This is a genomic window from Methylophilales bacterium MBRSF5 (assembly GCA_001044335.1).
Taxonomy (GTDB): domain Bacteria; phylum Pseudomonadota; class Gammaproteobacteria; order Burkholderiales; family Methylophilaceae; genus BACL14.
On the sequence record CP011001.1, the window covers coordinates 1,028,890 to 1,042,943 of the forward strand.

The window sequence follows — 14,054 nt, forward strand, 5'->3', positions numbered from 1 at the left end:
CAGCATTTTTATGTCTTAAAGACTTCATAGCTTCAGACATTTTCATACATTCATTTAATGAAATTTTATTGAGCATACTCTCTAATTGTGAATCAATCTCGTCTTGTTTACATATTAAGGCTCCCCCTTTATCAACACAGTACTCTGCATTCTTTTGCTGATGGTTATCAATTGCAAATGGGAATGGAATAAAAATAGCAGGTAAACCAACTTGTTCTAATTCAGCAACTGTCATTGCACCAGATCTAGCAATAACTAAATCAGCCCATTTATAATATTTTTCAATGTCATCAATAAATTCTATGATATTAATTTTTTTATCATAAAGTTTCTCTAGAGTTATTTTTTTTCCTTTGCCACATTGATGAACAACATCGTATTTTTTTAACTTATTTAAAATAATTGGTATTTTTTCATTGATAACTTGAGCGCCCAAACTTCCACCTAAAATCAAAATATTAATTTTATTTTTACCCTGATTAACTGTTTTATTTATATTAGCTATTTTTCCTCTAATGGGATTTCCACATACATTAACGGATTGATTAATTTTTAATGGAAAAGCAGAAAAAATTTTTTCTGCAAACGGAGCTAGTAATTTATTACTTGTTCCCATGATCGTATTCTGCTCATGAATGAATAATTTTTTTCTCATCAGCTTTGCTGCAAACCCCACTGGGAGTGAAATATACCCACCGAAGACAAGTACTCGAGATATTTTGAATTTCTGAATCACCCACATTACCTTCATAAGACATAATGCAAATTTAAATGGATAGCTAATTAATGAAATAACCTTCTTTCCACGAAATCCACCGATAGCAAGAGAAATAAAAAATATCTTTTTTTTATCAACAATTCTATTTTCCATGCCATTTGGCGTTCCAGCCCAAAATAAATTAAATTTTTTATTGATTAATTTATCAGCAACTGCCATTGCGGGCATGATATGTCCACCGGTACCTGCGGCAGCAATCAGAATTGATTTAGTATTAATTTCTTTTAGATTTGATTTTATTTTCATAATCAATTCTCATCAAAATTCCACTCGCAATAAATGTTACTAACAATGCGCTGCCTCCGTATGATACAAAGGGTAAAGTAAGTCCCTTGGTTGGAAAAAATCCAACATTCACACCAATATTAATAGTTGCTTGTATGCCAAACCATATAGCAATGCCCTGCGCCAAAAGAGCAGAAAAATTTTTTCTTAATTGAGTGGATATTTTACTTATTCCGAAAATTCTAATTATCATCAAAATATACAGACAAATAATTAAGGTAAAACCAAATAATCCCAACTCTTCTGAAAGTATAGCTAAAACAAAATCTGTATGGGCCTCGGGAAGATATTGTAGTTTTTGAATACTTTCGCCTAGACCAACCCCAAAAAAATCACCGCGCCCAATCGCGATTAATGAATGAGACAGCTGCCACCCTTTTCCATAGAGGTCTTCAAAAGGTGCCAAAAATCCAGTTATTCGATCCATTCGGTATGGGGCAATCTTTAATAATGCATACACGCCTATTGGGACTGAAAGTGTAAGACCAAGTATTATTTTTAATGATATTCCACCCAGGAATAAAATTCCTAAAGATATACATACAACCACAACTAATGCACCGAAGTCTGGTTGATTGATTAATAATGTACCAACAATTGCAATCGCTAAAGAGATAGGTAGAAAACCTTTTGTAAATGTTCCGATTTGACGAGATTTTCTCAAGACATAATCTGCAGCATAAATTATTGTAAATAATTTTACTATTTCAGATGGCTGAAAATTCATAAAGCCCAAAGGTATCCATCGTTGACTGCCATTAACTATTTTTCCAATTCCTGGTATGAGAACAGCTATCAACAATATTAATCCTAGGATAAAAAAGGAAGGGGCAAATTTTTGCCAGAAACTGATTGGAATTAGAAATGCAATAAATCCACAAAACACAGATATGATGAGATATATAAAATGCCTTAGCAAATAATAGTAATTTTGATAATTAGATATCTGTTTTAAGGCTGCTACATCAACTGATGCAGAATAAACCATGACTAGACCAACCCCAGATAAAATCAAAATTATCCACAATAACAGCGGGTCATAATTAGGCTGATTATAATTATTTCTTAACTGCATTAAAAAATTTTTTTACATAGTTCAACAAATTGCTTGCCCCTATCTTTATAATTCTTAAACATATCTTGACTTGCACAGCCTGGTGATAAGAGGATTATTTCATCTTTTTTAACTATCTTCTTGATTGACTCTAAAATAGCTTCTAACGAAACGAAACACTTCATATCAAATTTAATTTTTTTGTTCATAAGGTAGTCTTTGATAATCACAGCATCTTTTCCATATAAATTTAAAGAAATCAATTTTTCATTAAAAAATTTTTCTATTCCATCCAACGGCTGATTCTTTAAGTCACCGCCAAATAGCAAATGAATTTTTCCATCCAAAGAATTCAATGCCGATATAGAGGAAGCAAGATTGGTAGCTTTTGAATCATTAATAAAAATATAATTTTTATCTATTGAAACATGTTCAAAACGATGTGGTATTCCTTTTTGATTTCTGAAAAAATTCCTTACCTTTTCAAATGAAATGTTGCAATTCATAATTTCTAGTAGTTTCAACAAATACATAATATTTTTCACATTATGAACACCTTTTAAATATGGGGTGTCAATCCTGTAAATTTTATTTTGGTTTTTAAATGTAAAAAAATCAGCATTTATTTCTTTGATGTGAAAATCATTGAAGGCTATGGGAAAAGCATTAATATGTTCATTAATAACTGAAGTTTCTTTGTCATAGAGGATGGTTTTGGAATGATGAGCTAACTTTAACTTAGCATTTTTATAATCTACAAAGGAATCATATCTGTCTAAATGATCTGGCTCTATATTAAGAATGACACCGTAATCAAAAACTGTGCCCTTATCTAATACTTCAATCTGATAGCTTGATAACTCTACTATAATATAATCAAATTCATTTGGATTCGTTAATATATTTAAAATTGGTACACCAATATTACCAACAGCTATAGATTTTAAATCATCGAATGATAAGATCGATGCAAGCAATGAACAGAATGTAGTTTTTCCATTTGTGCCAGTAATTCCAATTAATTTAGTTTTCTTCCTGTCAATTTGATTTAAGAAAAAAGTATCATTACGAATAGGGATCTTATTTTTTATACATTCTTGAAAAAATGATTTTCTTAGATCCACTCCGGGGCTTACAAAGCACTGCTCAATAATTGATAGGTCATTGATCTCATTTTCATTTTCAATGCATTCAATATTATTATTTTTAAAGAAACTTTTCTGGTCTTCTGATAATTTTTTATTATCTATTACTATCAGCTTATGATTTTTTTTTAATAAATAAGAAACGATTGATTGGCCAGTAATACCGAAACCATAAACAATCGTTTTTTTTTGAAAATTCATTAGCGAATTTTTAAACTAGCTAATCCAATTAAAACGAGCACCATAGTAATAATCCAAAACCTTATTACCACCTGATTCTCATTCCATCCTTTTTTTTCATAATGATGATGCACCGGTGCCATTAAAAATATTCTTTTACCTGTGCCATATTTATTCTTTGTATATCTAAAATATAAAATCTGGCTTGCTACTGAAAGTGTTTCCATCACAAAAACACCACCCATAATAAATAATACTAATTCCTGTTTTACCATAATTGCAATTGCTCCAAGAACAGCACCCAATGATAATGAACCGATATCACCCATAAAAACTTCTGCAGGATAGGCGTTAAACCAAAGAAAACCTAAACCTGCACCTGCAATTGCTGCACAAAATATTGTGATTTCTCCAACTCCATTAAGAAAGGGTAATTGAAGGTAATTTGCAAAAATTTGATTTCCGGTAACGTAGGCAAAAACAGCTAATGCTGATGCAATCATGACTGTAGGCATAATTGCTAAGCCATCTAAACCATCTGTTAAATTTACTGCGTTACTGCTTCCTACAATAACTAAATAAGACAAGATAATAAATCCGATAGTGCCAAGATATAAATAGGTAGACTTGATGTAAGGAATCAGTAAATTCATGTCACCCGAATTACTGTTATATTTTAGTAAAAAATAAATAGCAATAAGAGCAATAGCTGATTGAGATACATATTTAACTCCTGCCGACAAGCCTTCAGAGTTTTTTTCTTTTATTTTTTTTAAATCATCTAAGAAGCCAATTAAACCAAATCCTAACAAGATAAAGAGCAATTGCCATAAATACGAATTTTTTAAGTCTCCCCACAAAAGAACTGATGCAACAATCGAAATTATGATTAATAAACCTCCCATTGTTGGAGTGCCCATCTTTTTTTGATGATCTGGACCGTATTGTCTTACATACTGAGAAAGACTGTATTCGCCCATGATTTTTATAAATAAAGATCCAAAAAATAGAGAAAATCCAAGTGCGGTAATAATGGCTAATACAGCTCTAAATGTAATGTAATTAAAAACATTTAAAAAATTAAGATCTAATTGCAGATATCTGAGTAATTCTAAAATCATTGGAGCTGCCTTTTTAGTTGAGAAACAATATTTTCAAATCCCATAAATCTTGATGCTTTTACCAGGATAATTGTATCTTTTTTTATTGCAGGAAGGGCTTTATCTAACAAATCCTCATGTGTCGACAAATTTAAAATTGCATTTCCATCAATTCTATTGATAGCAGCCTTAAATGCCTCACCCATAGTTAAAACAACATTAATCTTAGTTTTTGATATTTTTTCAATTATTTGACGATGATATTGATCTGTTAATTCACCTAACTCTCCCATATCGCCGATGATCAATATCTTGTTCTTTTCTGACTGATTTATATGATCAATAGCAGATATTAATGAGGATGGATTTGAGTTATAACTATCATCGATTAACTCAACGTTTTCTTTGAAAATATATTTTTTAAATCTACCATTGGTAGACTCAAAGTTACCAAAATACTTTTCTAAATCTTGAAAATCTATTCCCATATTTATCAAAGCAGCGCATGCCATGGCGAAGTTTTGAAGATTATGTTGTCCAGTTAATTGGAATTTAATCCTGATTGATTGTGACTGATAAGCTAATTCGATTATATTAAGTCCACAGTACTTAAAACTTAATACATCTAAGTTATCACTGTTATTTGAAATACAGAATGTTTTACCAGGAGATTGATTTAAGATCTGAAAATATTCATCATCTTTATTTATAATTTTAAATTCATTCGTCTTTAAGAAATGAAATATTTGTTTTTTTTCTTCTGCAATTTTTTCTTTTGAACCAAAATTACCTATGTGTGCATCACCAATATTCGTAATAATTGAAATATTGGGACGAATAATATCAGCTAAATGAATAATCTCACCAGGGTGATTTGTTCCTATTTCAAATACAGCAAATTTTTCAGTACCTTGAGACTGTAAAATAGATAATGGCAATCCAATTTCGTTGTTGTAATTACCTCTGGTAAACAAAACAGTATCATCATTGAATTTATTTTTTAAAAAGTGGACAATTAAATCTTTAGTGGTTGTTTTACCATTGCTACCTGTGATAGCCACTTTAGTTAGGGATAATTTTTTAAGAATTAATTTCGATAATTCAATTAAAAATTTTTTACCTGATTCAACAACTGCATATCTTGCAGTGCAGTCTTGTTCTTTATTTGTAATAAAAAATAATGGCTTTTGTTTTAATATATCATCAATAAAATTATTCCCATCATATTTATCTCCTTCAAGCGCTAGGAAAATTTCATTACCTTTAAAAGTCCTCGAGTCTGTATTGATACCTGATGAATCAAACAACAAATCATCAGCAAGATCATTGGATTTAATAAATAGGTGCTTAATGTCTCTTATATGGAGCTTCATGATTATTTTAATTTATATCCATTACTACTTTTTTATCAGAAAAATCAATTTTTTTATTTTTAATAATTTGGTATTTTTCATGACCTTTGCCAGCAATGACTACGATCGGGTAGTTGGTTTTTTTGATGGCATATTCAATTGCTTTTTTTCGATCTAAGATAATTTTTTTTAAACATGAAATATCTTCACATATTTGATCTGCAATCTGATTAGGATTCTCATTTCTAGGATTGTCATTTGTGATGCAAACAAAATCAGCGTAATGATTTGCTACATTTCCCATCAATTTTCTTTTCCCCTTATCCCGGTCTCCACCACAGCCAAACACAAGCAATATTTTGCCTTGATATATTTTTTTTATTGTTTGAAGAAGTTTTTTTAGCCCATCTGGTGTGTGTGCATAATCAATGATTACTTTCTTCGGTATGTTATTTATAGTTTTATTAATTACGTTCATTCGCCCATCAGGTACGGGAAGTCTTTTAATAACTTCCGTAACTTTATGTATGTCTATTTTTTTTAAATAACAAATACAAATGGCACTTATTAAATTATATAAATTAAATTCTCCGATTATATTGGTTTTAAAAGTATGAATTTTATTGGCTATTTGTAAACTAAATTCCGAATACTTATCAGTCAAAGACTGTTGCTTAATGTTAATAATTTTTACGTTAGCTTCTTTACTAAACCCAAATGTAAAAATTTTTTTGTTAAGTCTTATCAAATTATTTGCCAGTCTTATGCCATAAGAATTATCAATATTTATTACAGATTCTTTTTTTACGTTTTCTATGAAAAACCTTTCTTTGGATAGAAAATAATTATTCATTGTTTTGTGATAGTCCAAATGGTCACGGCTTAAATTGGTAAAGATTCCATATTCAAAATTTAGCTCATGAATTCTCCCTTGATCAATCCCATGCGAGGAAACCTCTAATACAAAATTTTTAATATTTTTTTGTATCCCTTTGTTAAAAAGACTGTATAAAACAAAAAGGTCAGGGGTGGTATTGATTATGACTTTATCTTTAGAGATCGTACCGATCAATTTTGATGGCTTTTCAAGTTTACTTAATAGATGGTTTAACCAAAAAGCGGTTGATGTTTTACCATTTGTTCCTGTTACGCCATATAGTTTGATATGCCTATTTAAATTACCATACGCTCTATCCAATACCTTTTTTTGTTTCCAGGCGAGATCGCGAACCCCTAAAAATTTTATTTTTGGATACTTTTTTAAATAAGTACTTGCATCAAAATTAGCCTCCTCATACATAATTAATGAGGCTCCATTGCTAATTGCATGATCTATAAAATTACGACCATCGCTGATTTTTCCCGGATAAGCACAAAAGGCATACCCTCTTTTGACATGAATACTATTGTTTGTGATTTTTTGAGAACTTGGGAGAGATCTATAATTTTGCATCACCAGTTTGTGGTTTCACCATTTTATTCATTAGATTTTCATTTAACTCTTTATCATAGGGTACATCGTAAAGTTTAAGAGCGTCTTTCATTATATCTTTAAAAACAGGTGCAGCTACTGTACCCCCGTAATAACTATCTTTTGATGGATCATCAATCATTACCGCTAATATAAATTTTGGGTTATTACTTGGAGCCATGCCAACAAAAGATGCCACGTATTGATTTACATACTGTCCATTTATGACTTTTTTTGCTGTTCCTGTCTTTCCAGCAACGGTATAGCCTGGAATTTTGGCTTTTCCACCTGTGCCGCCATCTTCTTCAACAACTGCTTGCATAAATGCTCTCATTTTTTTTGAAACATTTGGTGAGATTACTTTTTCTCCCACTTTTATTTCTTCATTGGGATAAAGTTTTGGTTTTAATACAACACCGTCATTTGCAAAGATAGTATAAGCTTGAGTCAGCTGAAGAAGATTTACACTTACACCATAACCATATGGCATTCTTGAGTGATCAATATCTCTCCAAGCTGTATACGTCCTTAGTTTTCCACTTACCTCACCTGGAATCTGGCTATGAATTTTTTTGCCAAATCCTAATTTATCATAAGCTCCCCAAAGCTCTTTCGGAGTTAACCTTGTCCCAATAATTGAAGCACCAACGTTTGAAGAAGTTTTTATTACATCTTTGATTGTTAATTCATTTTCTGGATGATCATCTCTAATATAAGTCCGGCCAACTTTTAATAAACCATTATTTGTATTGATAATTTCATTTGTTCTTACTTTTTTCTTTTCAAGAGCATATGCAATTGAGATTGGTTTTAAAGTCGAACCAGGTTCAAAAGTATCCGTAACTGACCTATTTCTCATTGTATCTAGGTTTGTCACTGAAGCATTAGGGTTGTATGAAGGATAATTTGCCATTACAAGAATATCTCCATTTTTTGCATCAACCAAAACAGCAGAACCAGATCTAGCTTCATATCTTTCAATATATTTTTTTAGAGACTCATAAGCAGTATGCTGAAGTCTACTATCTATTGTTGTAAAAATATCAGAACCATTTTTTGGTAGTTTAAAATCATGTAAATCATCTATTATTCTTCTACTGCCATCTATTACAACTTTTTTATGACCCTTCTCTCCAGTTAAAATAGAATCCCATTGTTTCTCTAATCCTTCATGCCCAATACCATCAAGGTTGGTTTTCCCAATAATATGTGCTGCAGATTCCCTATTTGGATAAAAACGGCGGTATTGTTTATCAAGATTCAAACCAGCTATCTTAAGTTCTGATATTTTTTTGGCTGATTCTGGAGAAACGCTCCTTTTAATGTATATAAAACCTTTATTTTTATTTTTGATTTTTTGTTGAAGATTTTTTTCATTTATTTTTAGAATTGTTGCAATATCACGAATATTTTCATTTTTAATATGATTATTGATTGTTAAGCCGACATCATAAGTAGGGCTACTAACAGCTAATAATTTATGATTTCGATCATAGATCTTTCCTCTGTAGGAATGTAGTATTTCATTTCGAACACTAAATCCATCACCCTTATTTTGTAAGAAATCTTTTTTTATTTGCTGGAGATAAAGTGCTCTAGAAAATAACATTAAAAATAACAACAATATTAGAGACAGAACAACTCGCCTTCTATTTTTTGATAATTCAAAAATATCACTCTGGTGGCTAAATTTTTTCATTTGTTTTCCAAATGAATGATATTGTCAGGATTAGCTTCAATCATATTTAATTTATTTTTGGCAAATTCTTCAATACGCTTACTGCCTGATTGATCCGTATTTTCAAGCTCTAACTTGGTCTGCTCTTCTTTTAACTCAATTTCTCTCTTTTGTTCCGAGTCTAATTGAGAAAAATTTTTTCGATACAAGTGTTCTGAGTTAACTTTGAGTAATGCAAAGATAATAAGAATTACAAATAAGAATAAATTTAATTTGATCATTTTTTTTCTACACCCCTTAACCTTGCACTTCTTGACCGGGGATTGGCCTCTAACTCTTCATCCGAGGCAACTAAATTACAAATAACATTTGCTTTGGTCTCCTCGTGATGATCTGCGTTGCGGATTGGTATAAATTTTGGAATTGTGTCTGGAGGTAGTTTTGTTATTTCTTTGATAAAATTTTTAACTATGCGATCCTCTAATGAATGAAACGTCAGAGCCAAAAGCCTTCCTTGTGGTTTTAGTGCATCAAATAACAGGGGGAGTGCATCTTTTAATTCATTTAATTCTTGATTTACTTCAATTCGTAAGGCCTGAAAAACTTTCGTAGCTGGATGTTTTCTGGAATTAGTAAAAGGCACAGATTTTTTTACTATATCTACAAGCTCTAAAGTTGTCGTAATATTTTTTTCATCTCTAACCTTGTAAATATTAGAAGCTATTCTTCTAGCAAACTTTTCTTCGCCATAGTCTCTAAATATTTTTATTAAATCTGATTCGTCATATTTATTTACAACCTCACTTGCATCAAGTGTTTGTGATTGATCCATTCTCATGTCAAGCGGGCCGTTATGCATAAAACTAAAACCTCTTGATGCATCATCTAATTGGGGTGATGAAACACCTAAATCCATAAATATCCCATCAAGACTTTTTTTTTTAAAGATTTTGCAAAATTTAATATAGATGAATGATGAATTTCAAAACGCTCATCCTGTATTAATTTGGCTGAATTAATTGCCTCATGATCTTTATCAATGGCGATTAATTGGCCCTTTTGTTCCAAGCTGTCTAATATGATTTTGGAATGGCCGCCACGCCCAAAAGTGCAATCTAAATATTTACCATTTTTATCAATAATTAAATGTTCGTTTACCTCATATGGCATTATTGGAAGATGTCTAAAATTATTCATAAAGAAAATCCTTCAAGTTCATGAAAGTTTTCAAGATTTAATTTTTTCACTGTACTGTTAATTTTTTTGGACCAAGCGCTCCTGTCCCATATTTCAAAATGAGATCCTTGACCTAACATGATTATTTCTTGCTGGATTCCTGCAAATTCTCTTAGGGAGGCTGATAACAAAATTCTACCTGCTTTATCTGGGTCAACTTCATCCGCATACCCAACCAGGAGTCTTTGGAGTGTGCTAATTTTTGGATCAAAGCTTGAGAGTGACATTAATTTTTTTTCTATTGGTGACCAGCTGAGAAGGTTATATAACACTAAACATTTATCTGGATGAGCGGTAACGATAAGAGAAGAATTTTGCTCAAAAAGTTTGTCCCGAAATTTTTTCGGTACGGCCAATCTAAATTTATCATCCAAAGCAACGATGCTTGAACCTCTGAACATCTGAAATCCCCTATTGTTTGAGGGGAATGTGAAATAGCTAACAACCCTTAGTAATGTTAATTATTTCCCATTTATTACCACTTTTTCCCCTCACTTATACTATAGGCAAAAAAAAAGCGCTTTGCAAGCGCTTTTTTTAATAAAGTCAATAAGTTAGCCTATAAGCCGGGTTCTGTATTTGTGCAGTCATTCATCTTGAATAATGATTACTCATTATCTCTAGCGGCCTACCCGATGACAGTACGAGCCATACTATCGTCATCCTATTTGGCCTTGCTCCTGGTGGAGGTTACCGCGTTTCACCGTAACTAAATACGCTCGTCTCTGTGGCCCTATTCCTCATTTCACAATGGTTGGCTGTTAGCCAACACCATGCTCTTTGGAGCCCGGACTTTCCTCTATAAATAGCGACTGCCCGGCTAACTCGGGGTTTATTATAACTCCTTTGCTATAGACCATGTTATCTTTTGATTGGCCATAAATGGAATGATTTCTTGATCACCAACAACGTATGATGACTGAACTTCAAGAAACTCTTTTTTGAATGTTATTTCTTTATCTGTTTTTACTAAATTATAAAAATCAGAACTATTATTCACAGAAAAATCTTCAAATTTATCTAACGCCCCAGCCTTATCAAATGCTTCTAAATAAATAACCAATGCCGTTGATGCAGAAAAAATACCTGCGCACCCACATGAGCTTTGTTTTTGATTTTTATAATGTGGTGCACTATCCGTCCCTAAAAAAAACTTTTTATTACCCGAAAACGCAGCTTCAGCTATTGCTTTTCTATGTCCTTCTCTTTTAACTACCGGTAAACAATAATGATGGGGCTTTAAACCTCCAGACAATAAATCATTTCTATTCAGAACCATATGCTGAGGAGTAATAGTGGCTGCAACTAGATCAGAAGATTCTTTAATAAAGTCAACAGCATCTTTTGTTGAAATATGTTCAAAGATTACTCTTAATTTAGGAAAATTCTGAGTGATTGATATCAATTCATCGATGAACAATTTTTCTCGATCGAATATATCTGTTTCTGGATTATTCACTTCCCCATGAACTAATAAGGGCAAATCATACTTCTCCATCCATTCAAAGATCTTATAACAGTCTTTAATATTACCAACACCATTGGAAGAGTTTGTTGTTACTCCTGCTGGATAAAGCTTTACACCAATCAATCTTGGGTCTGATGCCCCCTCACTTATATCAATTTCTTTAATGTCTCCTGTTAAATACATGGTTACAAGAGGTTTAAAGTGTGAATATTTTGAAACTGAAACAATTTGGTCAAAATACTTTAAAGCTTTTTTATAGTTTGTAATTGGATCTTTAAGATTAGGCATAGCTACAGCATGATGAAAATGTTCTGCAGTAGCATTAACCGCAAAATCTAATAAATCACCTTCCCTGAAATGCACATGCATATCATTGGGAAGTTTGATTGTAATTAATTCACTCATTTTTAAGTTCAATTCCTATATTATAAAGATCCTTCTTATTGCTATTATAAAACTCTGAGACAATCGCAGCAGCTTTCTTTAATGGTAATTCTTTCATCAATATTTTTAAGAGAGTAATTTCCTCATTAGATATTAATTTCTCTTTAATCTTGTTAGGAATTACTATAATAACAAACTCACCCTTTAATTCTTGAGGGATATCCTTAAAGTAACGAAATAAGTTTTCTGCAGAATCTGAATAATAGGTCTCAAATAATTTTGTCATCTCCCTTGCTATGAATACTTTGGTTGATGGCGATATAAAATTGACTACATTCTTCAAAAAACTTAAAACTCTTTTTGGTGATTCATAGAATATGGTTGGCTTTTGTTGTTGATCAATTAAATTCAAGGTTTCTTGAATGGCAATTAATTTGGTTGGTAAAAACCCTACAAAATTAAATCTTCCATCATCGATTCCTGATACTGAAAATGCTGCAGTAATAGCAGAAGGGCCAGGTATTGGTTCTATTTTAATTTTCAAAGAACGTGCTTGAGTCACTAAAAACATTCCTGGATCACTGATACATGGCGTTCCAGCATCCGTTACATAAGCAATTGATTCACCCTTTAAAACAGCTTCATGGATAATTTTTTCTGCAGCAGACTTTTCATTATGCTGATGAATTGTGTATATTTTTTTATTTTGAATACCCAAATGATTCAAAAGTTTTTTTGTTACTCTTGTATCCTCACAGACTATAATTGAACATAATTGAAGAGTTTCTATGGCTCTTAAAGTGATGTCTTTTAAATTTCCAATTGGAGTAGCAACAATATATAGTTTAGTTGACATTTTTTTACCTTGTTAAGATAACTCTAGTATACAATTTAAAAAATATTAATAATTTTATTAACATATGCCTATTAAACTATTATCAATAATACTTATATTTTTTACTTTATCGGCCTGCGCACCAACAGCTGTTTTAACAGTTCCTGCCTCCATTGCAGATAGAAGAACAACTGGTGCTCAAGTAGAAGATCAAACTATTGAATTCAAAGCAACATATGAATTTCAGCAGATTGATGGCAACTTTAGCGCAAGCGCAACAAGCTACAACCAAAATGTTTTGTTGACAGGTGAGTCTGAATCTCAGGAATTAAAAGACAAGGTTGAATCTTCAGTTGCAAAAATAGAAGGCGTCAAGGCAATATATAACGAAATCTTAGTAACCAAGCCCCTTGCGCTAAAAGATAAAGTCAAATCAAAAGCTAAAGACTATGGCATTACTACCAATGTTAAGGCGAGACTGTTTAAAGAAGAAACAAAATCAAACCTATCCCCAATGCATATTAAAGTAGTAACCGAAAGACAAATTGTTCACCTCATGGGGATTGTTTCTGACAAAGAAGCAGAAGAGGCTGAAAAAATTGCAAAAACAAGTAAAGGTGTTGTAAAGGTTAAAACCTATTTTGAGATTGACAATCACTACAAAAAGAATTGATTTATTTTAGAAAAGTTTTTATAATAAACCTACAATTCAGCAACACCATATTCTTTCAATAAATTAACATCCAAACTAAAACAATCATGAGTGATAATATTTTAAATGTAACTGATTCAACTTTTGAACAAGAGGTTCTAGGTTCTGAAATACCGGTTTTACTTGACTACTGGGCAGAGTGGTGTGGACCATGCAAGATGATAGCACCTATTTTGAACGATATTGCTGATGAATACTCAGGCAAAATCAAAGTTGCAAAGCTCAATATTGATGAAAATCCAGGCACTCCAGCTAAATTTGGAGTTCGAGGAATACCCACGTTAATGATTTTCAAATCTGGGTCCATTGAAGCAACTAAGGTAGGGGCTATGTCAAAATCTCAATTATCTGCATTTATTGATTCGACAATTTAATT

The 14,054-nt window shown here is 31.7% G+C and carries 11 protein-coding genes, 1 other RNA gene and 3 pseudogenes; 2 read left to right on the forward strand and 13 right to left on the reverse strand.

Annotated features, from left to right (window positions below; all coding sequences use genetic code 11):
- Window positions 1-85: 85 nt before the first annotated feature.
- The 13 genes and pseudogenes from UZ34_05555 to UZ34_05610 form a co-directional block, all read right to left on the reverse strand.
- A pseudogene (locus UZ34_05555) lies at window positions 86-1,024 on the reverse strand (hypothetical protein).
- Window positions 993-2,138, reverse strand: coding sequence for a cell division protein FtsW (locus UZ34_05560; GenBank protein AKO64820.1), 1,146 nt, complete (start codon window positions 2,136-2,138; stop codon window positions 993-995). Before UZ34_05560 ends, UZ34_05555 begins: the two are co-directional and overlap by 32 nt.
- A complete protein-coding gene (locus UZ34_05565; protein AKO64821.1) occupies window positions 2,138-3,463 on the reverse strand; it encodes a hypothetical protein in 1,326 nt (441 codons plus the stop codon). Before UZ34_05565 ends, UZ34_05560 begins: the two co-directional genes overlap by 1 nt.
- Window positions 3,463-4,563 (reverse strand): phospho-N-acetylmuramoyl-pentapeptide-transferase, encoded by a 1,101-nt coding sequence (locus tag UZ34_05570; GenBank protein AKO64822.1) that lies wholly within the window; start codon window positions 4,561-4,563, stop codon window positions 3,463-3,465. The genes UZ34_05565 and UZ34_05570 overlap by 1 nt, the downstream gene beginning before the upstream one ends.
- Window positions 4,560-5,915 carry a hypothetical protein gene (locus tag UZ34_05575; GenBank protein ID AKO64823.1) on the reverse strand — a complete coding sequence of 452 codons (1,356 nt, stop codon included), beginning with the start codon at window positions 5,913-5,915 and terminating at the stop codon, window positions 4,560-4,562. The genes UZ34_05570 and UZ34_05575 overlap by 4 nt, the downstream gene beginning before the upstream one ends.
- A gap of 7 nt (window positions 5,916-5,922) precedes the next feature.
- Window positions 5,923-7,311 (reverse strand): annotated as a pseudogene (locus tag UZ34_05580) (hypothetical protein).
- Window positions 7,312-7,333: 22 nt separating this feature from the next.
- The gene (locus tag UZ34_05585) at window positions 7,334-9,064 is read right to left on the reverse strand and encodes a hypothetical protein (GenBank protein AKO64824.1); all 1,731 of its coding nucleotides are present in this window, start codon (window positions 9,062-9,064) and stop codon (window positions 7,334-7,336) included.
- On the reverse strand, window positions 9,061-9,324 hold the full coding sequence (locus UZ34_05590; protein ID AKO64825.1) for a cell division protein FtsL: 264 nt from the start codon (window positions 9,322-9,324) through the stop codon (window positions 9,061-9,063). The genes UZ34_05585 and UZ34_05590 overlap by 4 nt, the downstream gene beginning before the upstream one ends.
- Window positions 9,321-10,240 (reverse strand): annotated as a pseudogene (locus tag UZ34_05595) (hypothetical protein). The gene UZ34_05590 and the pseudogene UZ34_05595 overlap by 4 nt, the downstream one beginning before the upstream one ends.
- Window positions 10,237-10,680: a protein MraZ gene (locus UZ34_05600; protein ID AKO64826.1), complete on the reverse strand. Its 444-nt coding sequence runs from the start codon at window positions 10,678-10,680 to the stop codon at window positions 10,237-10,239. The pseudogene UZ34_05595 and the gene UZ34_05600 overlap by 4 nt, the downstream one beginning before the upstream one ends.
- Window positions 10,681-10,825: 145 nt before the next feature.
- Window positions 10,826-11,107, reverse strand: an RNA gene (locus tag UZ34_07215) — bacterial RNase P.
- Between the two features lie 7 nt (window positions 11,108-11,114).
- Window positions 11,115-12,152, reverse strand: a complete 1,038-nt coding sequence (locus UZ34_05605) for a dihydroorotase (protein ID AKO64827.1) — start codon at window positions 12,150-12,152, stop codon at window positions 11,115-11,117.
- On the reverse strand, window positions 12,145-12,987 hold the full coding sequence (locus UZ34_05610; GenBank protein ID AKO64828.1) for a hypothetical protein: 843 nt from the start codon (window positions 12,985-12,987) through the stop codon (window positions 12,145-12,147). The genes UZ34_05605 and UZ34_05610 overlap by 8 nt, the downstream gene beginning before the upstream one ends.
- 64 nt (window positions 12,988-13,051) lie before the next feature.
- Between UZ34_05610 and UZ34_05615 the strand changes: the two genes are divergently transcribed.
- Together UZ34_05615 and UZ34_05620 are read left to right on the forward strand one after the other, a co-directional pair.
- Entirely contained in the window at window positions 13,052-13,639 is a 588-nt protein-coding gene (locus UZ34_05615) for a hypothetical protein (GenBank protein ID AKO64829.1), read from the forward strand.
- An 86-nt stretch (window positions 13,640-13,725) separates the two neighbouring features.
- Window positions 13,726-14,052 carry a thioredoxin gene (locus tag UZ34_05620; protein AKO64830.1) on the forward strand — a complete coding sequence of 109 codons (327 nt, stop codon included), beginning with the start codon at window positions 13,726-13,728 and terminating at the stop codon, window positions 14,050-14,052.
- Window positions 14,053-14,054 lie beyond the last annotated feature (2 nt).